The sequence below is a fragment of the Shewanella sp. NKUCC05_KAH genome (genome assembly GCF_019345585.1).
In the GTDB taxonomy this organism is placed as follows: domain Bacteria; phylum Pseudomonadota; class Gammaproteobacteria; order Enterobacterales; family Shewanellaceae; genus Shewanella; species Shewanella oncorhynchi.
In genome coordinates this window covers 16,049-36,670 of sequence record NZ_JAHKQZ010000001.1, presented here as the reverse complement: position 1 = coordinate 36,670, position 20,622 = coordinate 16,049, and the positions used below count along the sequence as shown (strand labels likewise).

The 20,622-nt window shown below is 45.8% G+C and carries 17 protein-coding genes and 3 tRNA genes; 9 read left to right on the top strand and 11 right to left on the bottom strand.

What is annotated here, in order from left to right:
• Positions 1-21: 21 nt before the first annotated feature.
• From KO533_RS00175 to ttcA, 6 genes are all read left to right on the top strand, one after another.
• The gene (locus KO533_RS00175) at positions 22-2,421 is read left to right on the top strand and encodes a heavy metal translocating P-type ATPase metal-binding domain-containing protein (protein ID WP_219252327.1); all 2,400 of its coding nucleotides are present in this window, start codon (positions 22-24) and stop codon (positions 2,419-2,421) included.
• 38 nt (positions 2,422-2,459) lie between these two features.
• Positions 2,460-2,708 (top strand): cbb3-type cytochrome oxidase assembly protein CcoS, encoded by a 249-nt coding sequence (ccoS, locus tag KO533_RS00170; protein ID WP_131524187.1) that lies wholly within the window; start codon positions 2,460-2,462, stop codon positions 2,706-2,708.
• Positions 2,705-3,397, top strand: a complete 693-nt coding sequence (locus KO533_RS00165) for a sulfite exporter TauE/SafE family protein (RefSeq protein WP_219252325.1) — start codon at positions 2,705-2,707, stop codon at positions 3,395-3,397. Before ccoS ends, KO533_RS00165 begins: the two co-directional genes overlap by 4 nt.
• Positions 3,398-3,452: 55 nt before the next feature.
• Positions 3,453-4,205 (top strand): electron transport transcriptional regulator EtrA, encoded by a 753-nt coding sequence (etrA, locus tag KO533_RS00160; protein ID WP_006081599.1) that lies wholly within the window; start codon positions 3,453-3,455, stop codon positions 4,203-4,205.
• 222 nt (positions 4,206-4,427) lie between these two features.
• A complete protein-coding gene (gene uspE, locus KO533_RS00155) occupies positions 4,428-5,360 on the top strand; it encodes a universal stress protein UspE (RefSeq protein WP_105252478.1) in 933 nt (310 codons plus the stop codon).
• Between the two features lie 78 nt (positions 5,361-5,438).
• Complete coding sequence (gene ttcA, locus KO533_RS00150; protein ID WP_173244915.1) at positions 5,439-6,407, top strand: tRNA 2-thiocytidine(32) synthetase TtcA; 969 nt, start codon at positions 5,439-5,441, stop codon at positions 6,405-6,407.
• A gap of 184 nt (positions 6,408-6,591) precedes the next feature.
• Here the strand turns inward: ttcA and KO533_RS00145 are convergent, their stop codons facing one another.
• Positions 6,592-7,215 carry a DUF2987 domain-containing protein gene (locus tag KO533_RS00145; RefSeq protein WP_219252324.1) on the bottom strand — a complete coding sequence of 208 codons (624 nt, stop codon included), beginning with the start codon at positions 7,213-7,215 and terminating at the stop codon, positions 6,592-6,594.
• Complete coding sequence (locus tag KO533_RS00140; protein ID WP_219252322.1) at positions 7,208-8,020, bottom strand: glucosaminidase domain-containing protein; 813 nt, start codon at positions 8,018-8,020, stop codon at positions 7,208-7,210. The genes KO533_RS00145 and KO533_RS00140 overlap by 8 nt, the downstream gene beginning before the upstream one ends.
• 310 nt (positions 8,021-8,330) lie before the next feature.
• Between KO533_RS00140 and KO533_RS00135 the strand changes: the two genes are divergently transcribed.
• Positions 8,331-9,251: a YvcK family protein gene (locus KO533_RS00135; protein ID WP_219252321.1), complete on the top strand. Its 921-nt coding sequence runs from the start codon at positions 8,331-8,333 to the stop codon at positions 9,249-9,251.
• A gap of 113 nt (positions 9,252-9,364) precedes the next feature.
• Here KO533_RS00135 and KO533_RS00130 read toward each other — a convergent pair whose 3' ends face one another.
• The 5 genes from KO533_RS00130 to KO533_RS00110 form a co-directional block, all read right to left on the bottom strand.
• On the bottom strand, positions 9,365-10,558 hold the full coding sequence (locus KO533_RS00130) for an amino acid aminotransferase (RefSeq protein WP_212601539.1): 1,194 nt from the start codon (positions 10,556-10,558) through the stop codon (positions 9,365-9,367).
• Positions 10,559-10,950: 392 nt separating this feature from the next.
• Positions 10,951-11,037: transfer RNA gene (locus tag KO533_RS00125), tRNA-Leu, on the bottom strand.
• Positions 11,038-11,086: 49 nt separating this feature from the next.
• A tRNA-Cys gene (locus tag KO533_RS00120) sits at positions 11,087-11,160 on the bottom strand.
• 24 nt (positions 11,161-11,184) lie between these two features.
• Positions 11,185-11,260 (bottom strand) — tRNA-Gly (locus KO533_RS00115).
• Positions 11,261-11,633: 373 nt separating this feature from the next.
• On the bottom strand, positions 11,634-13,067 hold the full coding sequence (locus KO533_RS00110; protein WP_028759978.1) for a glyceraldehyde-3-phosphate dehydrogenase: 1,434 nt from the start codon (positions 13,065-13,067) through the stop codon (positions 11,634-11,636).
• Positions 13,068-13,270: 203 nt separating this feature from the next.
• Between KO533_RS00110 and KO533_RS00105 the strand changes: the two genes are divergently transcribed.
• Both KO533_RS00105 and gap read left to right on the top strand, forming a co-directional pair.
• A complete protein-coding gene (locus tag KO533_RS00105; protein ID WP_219252319.1) occupies positions 13,271-14,170 on the top strand; it encodes a DUF2989 domain-containing protein in 900 nt (299 codons plus the stop codon).
• 201 nt (positions 14,171-14,371) lie between these two features.
• Positions 14,372-15,382 carry a type I glyceraldehyde-3-phosphate dehydrogenase gene (gap, locus tag KO533_RS00100; RefSeq protein ID WP_006081590.1) on the top strand — a complete coding sequence of 337 codons (1,011 nt, stop codon included), beginning with the start codon at positions 14,372-14,374 and terminating at the stop codon, positions 15,380-15,382.
• Between the two features lie 159 nt (positions 15,383-15,541).
• On the opposite strand, the gene nadA is transcribed toward gap, so the two are convergent.
• From nadA to KO533_RS00080, 4 genes are all read right to left on the bottom strand, one after another.
• Positions 15,542-16,624 (bottom strand): quinolinate synthase NadA, encoded by a 1,083-nt coding sequence (nadA, locus tag KO533_RS00095; protein ID WP_028759980.1) that lies wholly within the window; start codon positions 16,622-16,624, stop codon positions 15,542-15,544.
• Between the two features lie 132 nt (positions 16,625-16,756).
• Positions 16,757-18,379 (bottom strand): dihydrolipoyllysine-residue acetyltransferase, encoded by a 1,623-nt coding sequence (locus KO533_RS00090; protein ID WP_105252473.1) that lies wholly within the window; start codon positions 18,377-18,379, stop codon positions 16,757-16,759.
• A 9-nt stretch (positions 18,380-18,388) separates the two neighbouring features.
• Positions 18,389-19,366, bottom strand: coding sequence for an alpha-ketoacid dehydrogenase subunit beta (locus KO533_RS00085; protein ID WP_028759982.1), 978 nt, complete (start codon positions 19,364-19,366; stop codon positions 18,389-18,391).
• A 3-nt stretch (positions 19,367-19,369) separates the two neighbouring features.
• A complete protein-coding gene (locus KO533_RS00080; RefSeq protein WP_105252472.1) occupies positions 19,370-20,548 on the bottom strand; it encodes a thiamine pyrophosphate-dependent dehydrogenase E1 component subunit alpha in 1,179 nt (392 codons plus the stop codon).
• Positions 20,549-20,622 lie beyond the last annotated feature (74 nt).

The window sequence follows — 20,622 nt, the reverse complement described above, 5'->3', positions numbered from 1 at the left end:
TGTGGTTAAATAAGTAGCGCTATGACGTATCCAAGTTGTTTTCACTGCCAAGAGCCCGTTCTGACGGGCCAGCAGTTTGTGACTCGCATTAATGATCGTGATGAACTGATGTGTTGCCCTGGCTGTCAGGCGGTTTCTCAAGCGATTGTCGATGCGGGATTACTCAGTTATTACAAGTTCCGCACTGAGCCTGGCAATAAACAGAATGCCCTGGTCCCCGAAGCATTAACACAATTTAGCGCCTATGACTTGCCCGAAGTGCAGCAAGACTTTGTGCATTCTGAGGACAATGTCGAATCAGTGTCACTCTCCATCGATGGTATCACCTGTGCCGCCTGTGCTTGGTTAATTGAACACAAAGTCAAACAACTTGCTGGCGTGAGCCAAGTGCTAGTCAACTCAACCACCCAACGCGCCATGATCAGTTGGGATAAACGCAAGGTAAAACTTAGCGATATTCTCGGACAAATTAGTCGTATCGGCTATCAAGCCGCGCCCTACCAAGTTGACGAACAAGAGCTCAACAATAAACTCAATAGCCGCAAGTTTTTACTGCGTTTAGGCTTAGCTGGCTTTGCGACTATGCAAGTCATGATGTTCGCCCTCGCCCTTTATACTGGCTACTTCACTGATTTAGACGTGCAGTATCGGGACTATTTCCGCTGGGTCAGCATGATTTTTGCCACGCCTGTGGTGCTTTATTCGGCGCAGCCCTTCTATTTTAGTGCCATTCGTACCCTGCTCAGCGGCAAACTCAATATGGATGTGTCTGTTTCGATTGCCATTGGTGGTGCCTATACCGCAAGCTGTTTTGCCACAGTGAATGGCACAGGCGAAGTGTATTTTGAATCCGTATCCATGTTTACATTCTTTTTGTTACTCGGGCGTTACTTCGAGCAAAAGGCAAGACAAAAGGCCTCGGTCAGCTCCAGTAATTTACATAAATTGGTGCCGCTCACTGCACACTTAGTCACCGAAAATGGTCAAGAAGAAATTCCGGCCAAAAAGTTACGCCTCAATGATGTGATCCTTGTGAAACCAGGGGAAATGGTTGCGGCCGATGGTGTGGTGATTGAAGGCCACACAAACATCAATGAAGCTATGCTCACTGGTGAGCAAATGCCCATTGAAAAACAGCAAGATCAGCAAGTGTACGCTGGTACTATCAACGTCGACCAACCGATAAAAGTTAAAGTTACCGCATTGGGGCAAGACCAACTCGTGGCTGAAATTATTCGACTGCAGGAGCTGGCATCCAATACAAAACCTGCGATAGCCCTATTAGCCGATAAATTATCCCGCTATTTCTCGGGTACGATTCTAACAATCGCGACGATCACCTATTTGGTTTGGCAACAGATTTCCCCAGAGGATGCCTTTTGGGTAACGCTATCGGTTCTGGTCGCAACTTGTCCTTGTGCCTTAGCGCTAGCGACACCGACCGCCGTCACCTGTGCAACCGCCATTTTTACCCGTCTTGGGATCATTACCCGCAAAGCCGGTGTCTTTGAAAAACTGCCGCAGATTAAACATGTGGTCTTTGATAAAACTGGCACCCTTACCTGTGGTACGCTCTCTATCGGGCAAACGCAGTGCATGGCCGATTTAACCAAGACGCAGGCCTTAGCCATTGCAGCTGCGCTGGAAACGGGCTCTCGCCATCCGATTGCGGCTGCATTTGCCCTATTTGCCGATAATACCTTGGTCGCGGAGCAAGTTCACCATGAAGTCGGCTTTGGTGTTCGAGGCCGTATCGAGGGGACTGACTATTTAATTGGTAATGCTGTATTTACTGGCGCACGTATCGATACTCAGGACCCAACCCAAAAGATTTGGTTAGCACGCTCAGCCAATGAGCAGCTTGAAGTGCTTGCCAGCTTTGAGATCCAAGACAATATTCGTCAAGACAGTAAGGCCACGATTGAGATATTAAAGCAACAAGGTTGCCGCATTAGTATCGCCAGCGGCGATAGCTCGGGACATGTGCATCAACTGGCCAAAGAGCTGGGAATTGAAGATGTGCACAGCGGATTAACGCCCGCGGGTAAACTTGCCCTAGTAACGAAATTACAACAGCATACTCGCGTGGCGATGTTTGGCGATGGCATCAATGATGCGCCAGTACTTGCGGGGGCTGATTTGTCGGTCGCCATGGGCAGTGGCAGTGCGATTGCCAAAAACAGTGCCGATTTGATTTTACTGGGCGATCATCTATCCCGTTTCACCCAAGCTGTCGCGGTCGCTAAACTGACCACGCAAATTATTAAACAAAATTTAGCGTGGGCGCTGGGTTACAACGCCCTTATCTTGCCTTTAGCTGTCACTGGTCATGTGGCACCTTATATTGCCGCGATTGGCATGTCGGCGAGTTCTTTGATTGTGGTCGGTAATAGCCTGAGATTATTACGGGTAAAAGTGTGATCATAATAAAACGTTTAACCAGATAGTAAGAGGTCATTATGGAAATTATTTATGTGCTTATCCCCATTGCCATGATCTTCGTCGCCATTGCGGTAATGGTATTTTTCTGGGCAGTGAAATCTGAGCAATTTGACGATCTTGACCGTCAAAGTGTTTCTATATTGTTTGATGAAAATACTGATAAACCTGGCCATCTGCCCACCTCTGCCATTCAGTCAACAGCAGAACATGATGACATCGCAGCGCAGCAAGCGATAAAAAATCAGCAAAAAGGCATGCCTTTGTGATTGAGTACAATGTCACCGGTGCCTTTCTCGTCGGCTTGATGGGAGCTGCGCATTGTTTTGGTATGTGTGGCGGTTTAGTGGGCGCGTTTTCCGCCCAAATCCCTCATCCTAAAATAGGTAACCAGCTGGCCCATCAGCTTAAATATTTACTGAGTTACAATTTAGGCCGTATTTTAAGTTACACCTTAGCGGGCGGCTTAGTGGGCGCATCGTCGGCAGGTCTTGGTCACTTATTTGAGCTGGATATTTATCTGATTGTCCTGCGCATGATTGCCGGACTGACGATGATCGCAACAGGACTTTACATCGCTAAAATTTGGGTTGGAATAGTGCAAATTGAGCGTGTAGGTCAATGGCTATGGCAATATTTAAAACCGCTAGCGCAGCGTCTTGTTCCAATCAAAAATCCGAGCCAAGCAGTCATGGCGGGATTCATTTGGGGCTGGCTCCCCTGCGGCCTCGTCTATAGCACCTTAACTTGGTCGGTTGCATCTGGCTCTGCCAGTCAAGGCGCCTTGATTATGTTAGCCTTTGGCTTGGGTACTTTACCCGCCCTATTAAGCGCTGGCGTGGCGGCAAAACGCCTTGCTGCATGGGTACAAAAGAAAACCGTTAGACTATTGAGCGGCTTACTGTTAATTGCCTTTGGTGGTCAAACTTTATATATCGCACTCGCGCAGCTAAACTAGCCCAAGTGAGTGAATTGGTTTAACATGGTTGCAGTGGATAAACTTGAGAATCAACATGACAATTGAACAAAATAAGAATCGTCGTCCTGCCGCTAGCGGATGCACAATCCATTGTCACGATTGCAGTATGGGTACCCTTTGTATTCCTTTTACCCTCAATGCAAGTGAGCTAGATCAGCTCGATGATATTATTGAGCGTAAAAAGCCAATCCAGAAAGGCGAGCAAATTTTTAAGTCAGGTGATGCATTGAAATCCCTGTTTGCGATCCGCTCTGGCACCATCAAAAGTTACACTATTACCGAGCAAGGTGATGAGCAGATAACTGGCTTCCATCTAGCGGGTGATGTGATTGGTTTTGATGGTATTCACGCTCAGTTGCACCAGAGTTTTGCACAGGCCCTCGAGACCTCTATGGTTTGTGAAATCCCCTTTAATATCCTCGATGAACTTTCGGGCACTATGCCTAAGTTACGTCAGCAGATCATGCGTCTAATGAGTAATGAGATCATGAGCGATCAAGAAATGATCCTGCTGCTCAGTAAGAAAAATGCCGAAGAACGTCTAGCAGCGTTTATCAGCAATTTAGCAAATCGTTTCGGCAGTCGTGGTTTCTCACCTAAAGAATTCCGTTTAACCATGACCCGCGGTGACATTGGCAATTATCTCGGTTTAACCGTTGAGACCATCAGCCGCTTACTTGGACGCTTCCAAAAGTCAGGCTTGATTGAAGTTAAGGGTAAGTACATCACTATCCTCGACTCGCAAGAGCTAAATCTGTTAGCGGGTAATTCTCGCATCGCGAGATAGTCAATCGCAAGAGCATTAACCGTGAGAGGTCAAGCCTAAATAATTGTCGCCAATAGCATAACAGTTTAATGGTAAAAGCTGTGCTTGCTAGACATGTCATGCAGATTAAGGCATGATTTTTAAGCGAGTTTTAATCAATTTCAAATGAGTTTGATCTAGAACAATACAGCTCACTGCCAAAGGCTCATGATGATATTGAGCCTATGACTAAAGGAACCAAACATGAAGGATTATCAAAAAATACTGGTTGTGGTTGACCCTACCACTGAAAATCAAGTTGCCCTTGCACGAGCGGTCGCCTTGGCCAGTAAATGCAACGCTCAAGTCACTGTGTTTCTTTCTATCTTCGACTTCTCTTACGAAATGACTTCGATTCTGTCGAATCAAGAACGCGAAGCCATGCGTCAAGGTGTCATAGATCAACGGCTCGCTTGGATCCAAGACTTACTCGCCGCTTATACTCATCTGCAACTCAATATCGATACTCAAGTCATTTGGCATAATCGCCCCTTTGAAAGCATTATTAATCATGCTATTTCAGGGCAATACGATTTGATTGTTAAAGGCACCCATGCCCACGACAAACTCAAGGCGGTGATCTTCACTCCAACTGATTGGCATTTAATGCGTAAAGCCCCTGTGCCAGTGTTGATGGTGAAAGCCCATGACTGGCCAGCCGCGGGCAAAATCCTCTGTGCTGTGAATGTGGCAACCGAAGATACCGATCATCAAATGCTTAACGGCAAAATTATTGAACATGCAAAAGATTTGGCGAAAAAGTTCTCTGCTGAAGTACATTTAGTCAATGGTTATCCCGGTACGCCAGTTAACCTAGCCATTGAGCTTCCTGACTTTGATGCCCAGTCATACAACGAAACCATTCGCATGCAGCATGAGCAGCGCGTGAGTTATCTTGCGGGCGCTTATGATATTAATCCAAGTCATTGCCATGTAAAAGAAGGTTTACCAGAGGATGTGATCCCTGAACTGGCTGAAAAACTTGATGCTGAATTGGTGATCCTAGGGACTGTCGGTCGTACCGGATTTTCAGCAGCACTGATAGGTAATACCGCTGAACATGTTATCGATAGCATCAACTGCGATTTATTGGCTATAAAGCCCGACGGTTATAAATCACCGTTAGAAGAAGCCTAAGCAATACGCGGCTCTTTACCCCGCCAAAGATAGCTGGAATAATACGCGCCCTGAAACTGTGTTACTGGGCGCTTTTTTATGCTTGAAGCTATATCTGAAGTTACGGTAAATCCTATGCCGGAAGAATTATCAAAAAAACAAACTACCCGTCTGAATAAATTACAGAAGCGGCTTCGTCGTGAAGTGGGCAGCGCGATTGCCGATTACAATATGATTGAAGATGGCGATAAGATCATGTGCTGCCTCAGTGGCGGTAAAGACAGCTACGCCATGCTCGATATTTTGATGAATCTGCAGCAACGTGCGCCCATTCAGTTTGAAATCATTGCGGTTAATTTAGATCAGAAGCAACCGGGCTTCCCTGAGCATGTATTGCCCGCCTATCTCGATAAGCTCAATGTGCCTTATCACATCCTCGAGAAAGATACTTACTCGATAGTGAAAGACAAAATCCCTGAAGGTAAAACCACCTGCTCCTTGTGCTCTCGCCTGCGCCGCGGCACGCTTTATGGCTTTGCTCAGCGTATCGGCGCCACTAAAATCGCCCTAGGCCATCACAGGGATGACATTATCGAGACCTTGTTCTTAAATATGTTCTTTGGCGGTAAGATGAAAGCAATGCCGCCAAAGCTGCTGTCGGATGATGGCGCTAATATCGTCATACGTCCCCTAGCCTATTGTCGCGAGAAAGATCTCGAAGAATATGCCAGCTTAAAAGAATTTCCAATCATTCCATGCAACTTGTGTGGCTCACAGGAAAACTTAAAGCGCGCCGCAGTCAAAGACATGCTGAATCAGTGGGATAAACAATACCCCGGACGCATTGAAACGATTTTCACCGCCATGCAAAACACCGCACCATCACAGGGTGTTGACCGTGAGCAGTTCGACTTTGTGTCTCTAACACGTGACCCAGATGCGCCTATGCGTGGTGATGTTGCTGAAGCCAATCTACCTGCATTCGATTTTCTTGATATCGCCAATAGCGGTCGTATCGATTTGGATGCAGCAAAACGCATTGATATTGTTAACACTTACGAAGTCTAACTTAGACTGAATTTAGCGCCTAGTCAGTAAGAGAAGTTAACGAACCGAAAGTAAGCAAGATAAATTAGCACAACAAAATGCCCACTTAATGTGGGCATTTTTATGGCTACAGAATAAGTTTATCTTTGAGCCAGCGCTTCTGAATCGCTTATCTCAAGACGCCTATTCAAAGATACAAAGATGATTACTTCACCCAAGGACTCAGCACTAATGGCTGGGCACTGAAGCTTAGCGTGGTGATGCTTTCAAGCTCATTAGCGGCTAATTTATAACTGCCTTTTATCGCTTCTTCACGGCCATTAAGGCGTACATAGACTTCTTGTTCAGATGAGAATTCAAAGTTTAAGCCAGTAATGGATTCCCTAAAATAACGCATCGGGAAGCCTTGCATAGCACCGAGCAGCGTGTCCATCTCAGTCATGATTTGTTGTAGGCGCGTTTTATCGTACTCGGCTAATGTCTGTTTTGCTCTAACTTGCATTGCAATACCACATCCCTCAGCGCTGCCAGCGAAATGCAGATTTACCAAGGCTCGCTGATCTTTTAAATCATCATCTAAGGGAATGAATAACCGCTGAGCATCAGTATACGTCAGTGGCGTTGAGGTTTTTTCACTGGAAATAGAACCACTTTGGATCAAACAATTCTTTTGCATTGGAACACTAAAAGCCACTTCCACGAGTTGATAACCGCCTTTATTGACTTGTTTTAACCTATCATAAAAGCCTTTATATTCAAGGGATACAGTTTCTGCGGCGGCGCTAGTTGCCAACAAAAACAGGCTACTAAACAACAGTTTTTTATACATCGACATTCACCAAATATTTTTCATTATGACGTAACATATCAAGCAGCTCATCAATATAAGCTTCTTGTCTTTCAGAATAATTCACTAAACCGTAAATCAATTGATCCGCTGTTGGCTCTAGCTCCTGTGAACGTAAATCTGCTCGAATAGAGCGAAATAACGCATAGGCAGTATTAGAATTTAAATTACGCATATAGGATGAAACCGATTCATCGACCGATGAAAACACTTTCACCTCATGACTTTTACCCGAACCACGTGAGGACGGCACTATGCCGCAGCCAGAAGTAAAACACCATTCACCAAAAAAGTTAAAACCTTCTCTGGCAAAACGTGAACTCCCCCAACCCGATTCATTCGCGGCTTGAATTAACACCATAGATTCCGGCACGATATCGACACGTTTAAGTAAGCTTGCTAATGACTTAGCATCTACGTTGCGCGCCGCATATTGGTATTTATCGAATAACGCATTGATCTGCGTTAATTCGGTATCAGATAAACTCTTACCATTATCGACTAAGGCAAGCATCTCATTGATAAAGCCACGCTCCATCAAGATAATGGCATTCTGTTGCTGAACAATCGGCCGCAGGAAATCAAAAAAAGCTTTCTTCTTTTCGGTAATGTCGCTGATCGCTGAAAAGTCAGGGACTTGCGTAACAGGATTGACATCGCTAACGAATTGGGGCGCAATAGCGGATGAGTCACTCGAGTGAGGAATGATCCAAACTCGTAATGCAAAAATCGCCACTATGACCATGGCTAATGCCAATGTAAACGAACCGATTCTACCTGTTTTCAATCATTCACCTTAGGTATAACGCCCTTATTGGGCAAATAAAGGCCGGATTATAAGCTATTTGTCAGATTTCACGAAATTTGCCCATCATCATGATCACGAACTCAGGTACAATATTACGCCTGAGGCACCATTATCGAGTCGAGCTTGCTATTACGCCGTCATTTATAGATGCAAGCATTTGACTGAGTATTTATACTAAGGTTCCTTAGCGTTATCACCATTGCACAACGGCTCATGAGCCATCCCGCTTATAGCGACAATGGATGGCTATGACATTAAATTTTCGGGTATTCAGGAAGGAAAAACCCAGATGCAGCATTTGATGTTAAATCAATTTGAACGTGTCGTCGCCATTGGCGGAGGCCATGGTTTAGGCCGAGTATTATCCTCGCTCGATTTTTTAGGCAACCGCCTTACAGGGATTGTCGCCACCACTGATAATGGCGGTTCTACTGGTCGACTGAGAGCCGAGCAAGACTGTATTGCTTGGGGTGATTTACGTAACTGCTTATCCCATTTAGCTAATCGTCCTTCCGTTGGCTCGCAATTGTTCGAATACCGTTTTCAAGGTGCCACTGAACTCAGTGGCCATAATTTAGGTAATTTAATTTTACTGGCTCTTGATCAACTCTGCGTTCGTCCATTAGAAGCGGTTAATCTCATCCGTAACTTACTTAAGATAGAAACCCAACTTATTCCCATGTCAGAGCAGCCCACTCACTTAGTGGCCCTGCAAGCCTGTGGTAGTAAAGTCTTTGGGGAGATTAATGTTGACAGTATGAATGAGGCTCCTATTGCACTCTGCCTTGAACCACAGGTCGATGCCACCTTTGAAGCTTGTGAAGCTGTTCGTCAGGCGGACTTGGTCATCTTAGGCCCTGGGAGTTTCTTAACCAGTATCATGCCGCCGCTGCTGTTACCTAAGTTTGCGAAAAGCCTCGCTGCAACTAAAGCGCAGGTGATCTTTATCGATAACCTTGCCGAAGAGGCCTCACCCGCGGGTCGGTTTAGCATTGAGCAACGTATCGCTTGGTGTCACCAAGTGATTGGCAAGCCCATTATTCACAAAGTACTTCGCCACGGTGAACAAACGCGTTTAGGGCCACTGGTTAACTATTTTCCGTTGAAGAATCGCCATAATCCCAATCTACATGATCAAGCGAACTTATTAGATGCATTAAGCGCCCTGCTGCGGATCAATGATCTCACTCAACAACCGCTTGCCTGCTAGCTCTTACCTGTTAATAATTCAATCGAAATAATAAAGGACAGCAAGTGCTGTCCTTTATATTGTAAAGCGAAAAGGAATGTCCCTTTAGTCTGTCTATAAGGCTGCTATAACCATTACAACACTTGTGCTATGGCTTTACAGATAACAGGCATATTCGTCTTAGTCATGCCTGCAACGCTAATGCGTCCAGAGCCGACGATATAGACACCAAACTCGTCTTTCAAACGTGCCACTTGGGCTTTGCTTAAACCTGAGAAACTGAACATGCCATTTTGGCGAGAAATAAAACTGAAGTCCTGAGTCACGCCCTCAGCCTTTAAGCTATCAACAAACAGAGTACGCATTTCGGCGATACGTTCACGCATCTCTTTGACTTCCTGCACCCACATGGCTTTCAGAGCTGCATCATTTAATATCGTGCTGACGATCAGTGCGCCATGGGCTGGCGGATTAGAATAGTTGGCGCGTATGGTACGTTTCACTTGGCTAAAAGCACGTACGGCAGCATCAGCATCTTCAGCCACCACAGTCACGGCGCCAATACGCTCGTTGTATAAACCAAAGTTTTTAGAGAAAGAGTTAGCGACCAGCAACTCAGACACTTTAGACGCGACTAAACGCAGACCTGCCGCATCTTCTTCAATGCCAGCACCAAAACCCTGATAAGCAAAGTCAAACAGTGGTACGAGTTTCTTATCAGCACACAATTGAGCAACAAGTTCCCATTGCGCCAACGTTAAATCGATACCCGTTGGGTTATGGCAGCAACCGTGTAGCAGCACGACATCACCCGCATTGGCGTGAGACAAGTCAGTCATCATGGTATCGAAATCGATGTCATGGGCTTCTGCTTTGTAATAACCGTACTCTTTAACCGTTAAACCCGCCGTTTCAAAAATATTTTGATGGTTGGCCCACGTTGGATTGCTCACCCAAATAGTGTGCGAATCGGTATTACGCAGTAAAAACTCAGCAGCAATACGCAGTGCTCCTGTACCACCAGGAGCTTGCGCTGTGGCAGCACGGCCAGAAGAAATTAATGCACTGCCTTCGCCGAACAACAAGGTTTGTACTACACTGTTATAAGCTTGAACGCCTTCAATGCCTAAGTAGTTTTTGGTCTTCTCTTGCTCAAGTAAAATGGCCTCGGCTTTTTTCACTGAAGCCAGAACGGGAGTCTGTCCTGCCTCATCCTTATAAATGCCAACACCAAGATTAACTTTATCCTGACGCGGATCAGCTTTAAAGGTATCGGTTAAACCAAGAATTGGATCAGCGGGTGCGAGTAATACTTGAGAGAAAATCATGACTACGTATCCTAATATGCGCGTGTAGGGGAAATTTCGGCTTATTTATACCACTGTCTTTAAGGGGGTAATAGCGACTTAAGTCCCTTCTTAGGGAAATTATTACACTATTGTCGATTCAACAATAAAAAGTACATTTTATTACGCAATTACTAGCCAAATAGTGACATTATTTAAATAAAGCGATTTACAACATCTAGATCACAAAATCACTCAGTTTTGTATTGTAGAGAAGAAACAGGTCAGAAGTCGCAATACTGAATGAGTAAAATAGTGGGCTTGGGCCTAACCAATCTATAGCTGTAGTTATACTAGATTAAGAATCATAAAATGTGGATGTAGAAGTTACAAAGCAAAAAAGCCCTGACATCAGTCAGGGCTTTTCTGTTTTTTGGTACCCGAGGCCAGACTTGAACTGGCACGCTGTTACCAGCGAGGGATTTTAAATCCCTTGTGTCTACCGATTCCACCACTCGGGCAAACTCTTTATATTAACAACTGGAATCGTGTCATTAATACTTTAATCTATGGAGGCGCGACCCGGAGTCGAACCGAGATCGACGGATTTGCAATCCGCAGCATAGCCATTCTGCCATCGCGCCCAAACTGCCAAATTTATTAAAATTTGGAGCGACATATCGGGTTCGAACCGATGACCTATACCTTGGCAAGGTATCGCTCTACCAACTGAGCTAATGTCGCCTATCATTGCGCTTAATCATTTGAACTCATGCTCGGCATGCTTTCCCTTGACTGCGGATTGGCATTCTACCGATTTAGACCTCAGAGTCAATCAACAATTTTTAAAAAATGATCTAAGCCGCATCGTTTGCCCAATAAACCGCCACACCTCAGTAAAGTTGATGTTTCATTCATCAATTTAGGCTTTTTTCCGATACTGATGCCGATGCTACCGCTAATTAAATGCGGCAGATAAACAGGGGATCATGGTGAGCTATGGAGTCGAGTCCAATAAAATTGTAGAAGTATAGAAAAACAAAAGCGCCCTATTGGGCGCTTTATTCAAAGGTTAGGCAAAGTCATTAATCACTCGAGCAAAACCTACGTGGGCAATTTACGCAGGTAGAGATAGCGTCGTTAAACCTAACATAGTTTGCATTACGCCAACCACTTGGCAACTGTAACCAAATTCGTTGTCATACCATACATAAAGAATGGCACGCTTGCCTTCTGCAATAGTCGCTTGTGAATCAACCACACCCGCGTAGCGAGAACCCACTAAATCGCTCGATACAATCTCAGTAGAGTCTGTGTAATCAATTTGATTTTGCAGTGGTGATTGTAACGCCGTATCTTTCAGATACTCGTTAAGCTCATCTTTACTGGTTTCAGCATTCAGGTTCATGCTGATGATCGCCATAGAGACGTTAGGCGTCGGCACACGAATCGCGTTACCAGTTAACTTACCAGCTAATGCAGGCAAAGCTTTAGCAACCGCTTTTGCTGCACCCGTTTCAGTGATCACCATGTTTAATGGTGCACTACGGCCACGACGGTCAGCGGTATGATAGTTATCAATCAGGTTTTGATCGTTGGTATAAGAATGAATCGTTTCAACGTGACCATTCTCGATACCATATTTATCATTCACAGCTTTCAGTACTGGCGTAATAGCATTGGTGGTACAACTCGCCGCTGAAACGATAATGTCTTCAGGGGTAATATCGCCTTCGTTTACACCGTAAACGATATTCTTAATCGCGCCTTTTGCAGGAGCCGTCAGTAATACTTTGCTGGCACCAGGGCTCTTAAGGTGTAAACCAAGACCCGCTTCATCTTTCCAAATACCCGTGTTATCAACAATCAATGCATCATTGATGTCGTATTTAGTGTAATCCACTTCGTCGGGTGAATTAGCATAGATCACTTGGATATAAGTGCCGTTGGCTATGATGGCGTTGTTCTCTTCGTCAACTTCAACAGAACCATTGAAAGGACCATGAACTGAGTCACGACGCAGTAAACTCGCGCGTTTTTCTAAATCGCCTTTCTTACCGCCACGTAAAACGATAGCGCGTAACCTTAACTTATTGCTGCGACCTGTGCGTTCAATCAGCAAGCGTGCCAATAAGCGACCGATACGGCCAAAACCATAAAGCACGACGTCACGCGGCGCGACATCATCGGCATGGTCGATAGCATCGGCCAATTCTTTTGCCATATAGCTTTCAATTTCGCTGACATCAGTATGGTCGCGCCAGTAATTGACAGCGAGTTTACCAATATCCACTTTACATTGTTTAACTGCGAGTTTGCTCAAAGCTTGAACGAAGGGGAAACTCTCGCGTAAACGTAATTTTTCACCGACATGACGACGAACTAAACGGTGCGCTTTAATGATTTCAATCGTAGAAGCATTGAGTAACGGCTTGCCATAGACCACGACTTCAACGCCTTGGTTACGGTACAACTTGCCTAACAAAGGCTGCATCGCCTCTGCCATTTCAAAACGTTCTTGCCAACTTTGTAGGTGTTTATCAGCGCTCATTTACAGATCCTTTATCTCACTTTTCAATAAAATGTACTGAAAGGTTTGAGTAACATGACGAAAAGACCAATAATCTAATGCGGGTTTTAGGGAAAACCCTGTTTTGGTCGGCGCCATTGTAATGAAAGTCGCGCTTTGTTGCCAGTAAGATATTTTCTGTAAATCTGTAATTTTATTAGAAAAATTATCGTTTGGAGAGTGTTTTGAGACAAAATCTAGTAATAATTACATCATTTACCTTAGGGATGAGCTTTTTCGGTCTTTTCGGTTGTGATAATGACCGAAATATCTCAGCAATTTGTAAAAATAATCCTGAAATTTGTGCCGATTTGCATAAGGACAGCTGGTGTTTGACTGAAAAGACCAAGCTTATCCAAAACCGCTACATGTTAAAAGACAACGAAAACCTCACAGGTAAGCAGCTCTACTCACAATTAACCTACCTTGAGGATTACAGCCGTTGCATTGAACTCGCCTCTGGCGTTCAGCATATCATCCACACCAATCGCACAGCAGATAGAGCCAGAGCCTTTAGACTAAGCACTCAAAATTTAAGTTTACTACAAGATCAAACCCGTGAACGGCAAGACCCTTTTATGTCCTATTACCAATGGACTCGCTTTGGCGATACCGCTGCGTTAAATAGATTATTAGAACAGGAAAACGCCGGCGAAGTGACTGACCCCTTTCTACTTGCCCAAGTCGCAACCTATTACAGCAATCGAAATGCCATCAAAGCGCAACAACTCTATCTTAAAGTCTTTGCGGAGATCCATTACGATGATTTCGACGTTAACTGGTTACTTGGGCTCGCATCTGCCTATCGCCAGCAACAAGTTTTAGATAAATCCTATATGCTGACGAAAGCAAATTTACTACTTACGCAGCAGAAGTATTCTGAGGAAAAAATGCTAGCCTTGCTCGGTGGCAATAAGACGTTGGCAACTGAACTCGATTTAAAAGCCCAAGCCCTTATCGATGCGCTAAAAAAGGGCACTTATTCTATGAGTCCAGTAAGACAATGGCTTGATCCTCAAGCGGTTGCCCAAGCGCCAACTGTAGCTGAGGTAGTGCCGCCTGCGCCTGTCGAAAAAGTAAACTAAGCAATCGATGGCAAAATGTTTGCCATCTTGTAATTTTTTACCCAATTAACGCGTAAAAAATGGCGATTTCGCGACCGATGTAAAAAAAATACCTAATTTGTTAATCAAGACAGCGGTAAAATGCCGATTTAACTTGACGATAGCTGTCAGTTTGGTAATTTTACTACCAGTTGAATTTTATAATCACCAGAGGGATATGAGATGACTATCCGTGTAGCAATAAATGGCTATGGCCGTATCGGTAGAAACGTATTACGCGCCTTGTACGAAAGCGAAAAAGCTTATCCAATCAAGATTGTCGCTATTAATGATTTAGGCGACGCTTCAATCAACGCTCACCTGACAAAATACGATTCTGTTCATGGTCGTTTCAATGCCAAGGTTGACCATGATGCCGAAGCGATTTATGTGAATGGCGATAAGATCCTCACTTTCCAAGAACGTGATCCTGCAAAACTGCCATGGGCAGAGCTACAGGTTGACGTGGTGTTCGAATGTACCGGTATCTTCACTTCTAAAGAAACCGTTCAACCACATTTAACCGCTGGCGCGAAGAAAGTGATTATTTCTGCTCCAGGTAAAAATGTGGATGCCACAGTTGTTTACGGTGTGAACAACAACGTGCTGACCTCAGACATGACAGTGATTTCAAATGCTTCTTGTACAACAAACTGTTTAGCCCCTTTTGCTAAGCCGTTAAATGACGAGATTGGTATCGAATCAGGCCTGATGACCACCATTCACGCTTATACCAACGATCAACGTTTATCTGACGTGTACCACACAGATTTACGTCGTGCCCGTGCTGCGGCACTGTCAATGATCCCAACTAAAACTGGCGCAGCAGCTGCTGTAGGTTTGGTTGTACCTGAATTACAAGGTAAATTCGACGGTTTAGCGGTTCGTGTACCTACAGTTAACGTATCACTCGTGGATTTATCTTTCATCGCTGCCCGTGATACGACAGTTGAAGAAGTGAATGCCATTATCGAACGCGCTGCCAGCGTTGCGCCATTGAGCGAAGTGTTAGCGGTAAACAAAGAGCCATTGGTGTCTATCGACTTTAACCACAATGCGTTTTCTTCAAACTTTGACGCCACTCAAACCCGTGTAAACGGTCGTTTAGTGAAAGTGATGTCTTGGTATGATAACGAGTGGGGATTCAGTAACCGTATGTTAGATAACGCGGTTGCACTGATGAACGCCAAGTAAGCGTAAAGTAATCTAGTCATTAGATCCCGCGTTACTCAATCAAGCCTCGCATTTGCGAGGCTTTTTATTGCCTTAGTTTTAATAAAAACAACAGACATAAAAAATCCCCACGCTATGGTAGGGATTTTTATTAGGCTGAAGAAAAGCTAAATAATGGGCTTAGGCATTACCCTTCACTTTCATATTCAGTGTCTTGGCAAAATCCAGCATACGCGTCAGCGGAATAAGCGCCTTAACTCTTAAGTCTTCATCCACAAAAATCTCATGGGTGGTTTTATCGCTGTCGGCGAGTGACGCTTCAATGGCCTGCAAACCGTTCATCGCCATCCAAGGACAGTGGGCACAGCTCTTACAGGTTGCGCCATTTCCGCCCGTTGGCGCTTCAATTAAAATTTTACCTGGCGCCGCCTGCTGCATTTTATAAAAAATGCCGCGATCGGTTGCCACGATAAAACGCTCATTTGGCATTGTCTGCGCCGCTTTGATCAGCTGACTGGTTGAGCCAACCGCATCGGCCATTGCCACCACACTGGCTGGCGACTCAGGGTGCACAAGAATCGCCGCATCTGGGTAAACGCTTTTCATATCGCGCAACGCGTTCGATTTAAACTCGTCGTGAACGATACAATCGCCCTGCCACATCAACATGTCGGCGCCCGTCTGCTTGGCAATATAGCTGCCTAAATGACGATCGGGTCCCCAAATGATCTTTTTGCCTTCGCTGTCTAAGTGCTCAACGATTTCAAGGGCAATGCTCGATGTCACCACCCAATCGGCGCGCGCTTTAACCGCAGCCGAAGTATTGGCGTAAACCACCACAGTATGATCTGGGTGCGCGTCGCAAAAAGCGCTGAACTTATCGATTGGGCAACCTAAGTCCAATGAACAAGTGGCTTCTAAGGTCGGCATTAAAATGGTTTTTTCTGGGCTTAAAATCTTGGCGGTTTCGCCCATAAACTTGACCCCAGCAACGATTAAGGTTTTTGCTGGGTGATCGCGGCCAAAGCGCGCCATTTCTAAAGAGTCTGAAACGCAGCCGCCAGTCTCTTCGGCAAGGGCTTGGATTTCAGGATCGGTATAATAGTGGGCAACCAGAACGGCATCTTTTTCAATGAGCAGTTGTTTGATACGCGCCTTGTAATCGGCTTTTTGCGCATCGGACAAAGGCACTGGTTTAGGCGGAAACGGGTAATCAATGGTTTCTATTGTTGGAGCAAATGGGCTGGGGGCTAACTGACTCATAACACATCCATCAGGATAACTACGTTCGGGAATTATACGTAATCGGGATCAAAAGATTAACCCATTTGTGCAAAGCAAATAAAAAAGGACGCTTTTAGCGTCCTTTTAGTGTCAGTTATTCGTGCCTGCGGCTTAGCGCATCGCTAATAACATCTCTTGAGGCTGCTCAAGATACTGTTTCCACAGATTACAGAAGCGAGCAATCGTACCGCCATCGATCACTCTATGGTCACCTGACCAGCTCACTTGCATGATTTGGCGAGCTTCGACTTCCCCTTTCGCGTTAAAGCGCGGTAGGATTTGCAACTTACCTAAGGCCACAATCGCCACCTCAGGTTTGTTGATAATAGGCGTCGCCACTGTGCCACCTAAGGCGCCAATGTTAGAGATGGAAATCGTGCCGTCTTTCAGATCCGCTGGCGCCACGCGGCCGCTGCGGGCTGCTTGGGTCAGGCGGGTGATTTCTGCCGCCACTTCTAAAATGCTCTTGTCCTGAACATCTTTGATGTTGGGCACCAAGAGACCGACTTTAGAATCCACCGCCATGCCGATATTGTGACGTGCCTTGTAAGTTAGTTCAGTGCAATCCGCATTCACTTGACTGTTCATCACAGGGAACTGACTTAACGCGAGCGACATCGACTTCATGAAGAAAGGCATCATGGTCAGCTTCACTTCATCTGACGAATACTTAACCTTCATGCTTTCACGCAGTGCTACTAAGTCTGTTAAATCAAACTCTTCACAATAGGTAAAGTGCGGAATGCTCGACACAGACTCCACCATCATGCGTGCCATCACAGCTTTTACGCCGCGAATCGGCTCAACCGCGTCAGCGCGTTGAGTCACTGTAGATGTTGGAACTTGGGTTTGAGATGTTTGAGTCGCTTGAACTGGCGCCTCTTTTACCTGAGCCACACTTGGAGCAGAAACATTGCTCGCGCCTTGTTGGAAGCGGGTGATATCTTCCTTATACACACGGCCATGCTTTCCTGTACCAGGTACTTGGCTCAAATCGATATCTAACGACCGCGCCATGCGACGAACTGCGGGGCTGGCTAAGGCTTTACCTTGGCGAGCAGGCTCTGCATTCACAATCTGCGCTGCAGGTGCCGCATTGACCACAGTATCTGTGTTTGTTGTTGCCGCAGGTGCAGAAGCCGTCTGTTCAACTTCAATGGCAAATAAAGGCGCATGTACTTTAGCTAGCTGACCTTTGCGATAATGCAGTTTGGCAATTTTACCCGCTTTAATGGCAGGAATTTGCACCAGTGCTTTATCTGTCATCACGTCGGCAATCGGTTGATCTTCCTCAACCCAATCACCTTCACTCACCAACCATTCAACTAGCTCACATTCAACAATGCCTTCGCCGATATCAGGTAGTAAGAATTCTTCAATGCTGACAGATGAACTGGATGACGTGGTCGCGTTTGTTACTGCCACTGGCTCAGTCACTTTTGCAGTCGTCGCAGCAGGTTCAGCCGTAACAGATTCGCCTGCGATTTCAACGGCATCTTCAATTTTTACGGCATAGAGCGGCGCATGCACTTTCGCAATATCGCCCTTGGCGTAATACAGCTTAGTGACTACGCCCGCAAAAGGCGCTGGGATTTGAACAAGTGCTTTGTCTGTCATCACATCGGCAATAGGTTGGTCTTCAACGACTGTGTCGCCTTCTTTGACCAGCCATTCAACCAACTCACACTCCACAACACCTTCGCCAATATCCGGCAAAATAAAATCTTTAATCATACCGGACTCCTAGAAGGTCACTGATGCTTTGATGGCTTCAAACGTTTTGAAAGCATCTGGCATGTATTCTTTTTCATGAATGAGTGGGTACGGGGTATCTAAACCACAAACGCGGCTGATGGGCGACTCTAGATACAAGAAGCATTCTTGCTGAATCGTCGCCGCGATCTCACCAGCAAAGCCACCGGTTAATGGCGCTTCATGGTTAACCAGTAAACGTCCGGTCTTTTTGACTGAATCGGCAACAGTATCGATATCCCAGGGTGACAAGGTGCGTAAATCGATAACTTCACAGGAGATCCCTTCTTTAGCGGCCATGTCGGCGGCTTTTTCAAGAATTTCCATTTGCGCGCCCCACGCCACTAAGGTGATGTCTTTACCTTCGCGAACCACTTCAGCCTTACCCAGTTCAATTTCATAATCGCCCGCGGGCACTTCGCCAACCGATGCACGATATAAACGCTTAGGCTCAAAGAAGATCACCGGATTTTTGTCACGGATTGACGCCAACAGCAGTCCTTTGGCTTGCTCAGGGTTGCGTGGCACCACCACTTTTAACCCCGGCGTCTGGGTAAAATAGGCTTCAGGTGATTGCGAGTGATAATGGCCGCCCGCGATACCGCCGCCATAGGGCGTACGGAACACTAATCCACCGACATCGAACTCATTACCGCTACGGTAACGGAACTTAGCCGACTCGTTGACGATTTGATCAAACGCCGGAAAGATATAATCGGCGAATTGAATTTCAGCCACGGCGGTCATGCCATTTGAGGCTAAACCATTGGCAAAACCGGCAATACCTTGTTCTGTCAGCGGCGTATTAAAGCAGCGAGCGCGACCGAATTTTTCTTGAAGACCGGAGGTAGCGCGAAATACCCCGCCAAAGTGGCCCACATCTTCACCAAAAACCACCATGCGTTCATCGGCTTGCATGGCAATCGACAAGGCCTCATTGACGGCCTGTAACATATTCATTTCAGCCACGGCTTATAGTCTCCCTGCACTTTTTGGATAGGCTTGCGGATATTTCTTGATATGTTCTTTAAGATCGGCGAGTTGCTTTTTCAGCACTGGCGTCGGCTTGTCGTACACATCTTCAATAATTTCATCTAGCATAGGCACAGGAATTTTTTCAGCCACTTTTACCGCAGCCAATACTTCTTCACGATATTTCTCATGCAGTTTTACATCATCCGCTTCAGCCAACCAACCTTTGTTGATAAGCCATAATTTGAAGCGTTTAACCGGATCGTGTTGCTGCCACTTGGCTTCTTCATCTTTCGAGCGATAACCAGAGGGATCGTCTGAAGAAGAGTGTGCGCCGAGACGGTAAGTCATGGCTTCAATCAGCACAGGCGAATTATGCTCAATCGCATAGGCGCGGGCTTGCTGAGTTGCGGCTAACACGGCCAACATGTCATTGCCGTCTACACGAATGGTGTGCATGCCATAACCCACACCGCGGCTGGCAATACCGTTTCCAGCAAACTGCTCTTCAGTGGGGGTAGAAATCGCGTAGCCATTGTTACGACAGAAGAAAATCACTGGGCATTTCAGTACCGCGGCCATGTTTAGGCCAGCATGAAAATCCCCTTCCGATGCAGCGCCTTCGCCAAAATAACAAACCGCGACTTTGCGCTTACCTTGCATTTTTAAGCTGTAGCCCACACCAGTCGCCTGCGGGATTTGCGTGGCTAACGGTGACGAAATCGTTTGATAATGCAATGCCGCACTGCCGTAATGGATTGGCATTTGGCGACCTTTACCAAGATCTTTCTCGTTACTGAACATCTGATTCATAAACTGTTCAGTGGTAAAGCCGCGATAACGCAGCGCCGCATGCTCACGATATTGTGCGAGGATCACATCTTCTTGATCGAGTGCGGCCACACTGCCGACAATCGCCGCTTCTTCACCCGTACAGGTCATGTAGAAGCTGATGCGTCCTTGACGCTGGGCGCCAAGCATACGTTCATCAAGTACCCGAGTGAATACACAGGTATCGTAAATTTTAGTGGCTAAGGTTTCATCTATCACAGGCAAAACCGCGGTTTCATAAGTGGTGCCGTCGGCTTGTAGAATTCGAAGGATAGGAATGTGTAGCGATGCCTTATCCAAGAAGCCGACACGGTGCACTGTATCAGTGTTGAGTGTTGCTTTGCTCATATTGTGCTCTTGTTATCTCATTACGCATCAAAGCGTTTGATGCGTCTGTTTATACGAATATGCCCGACGAACAT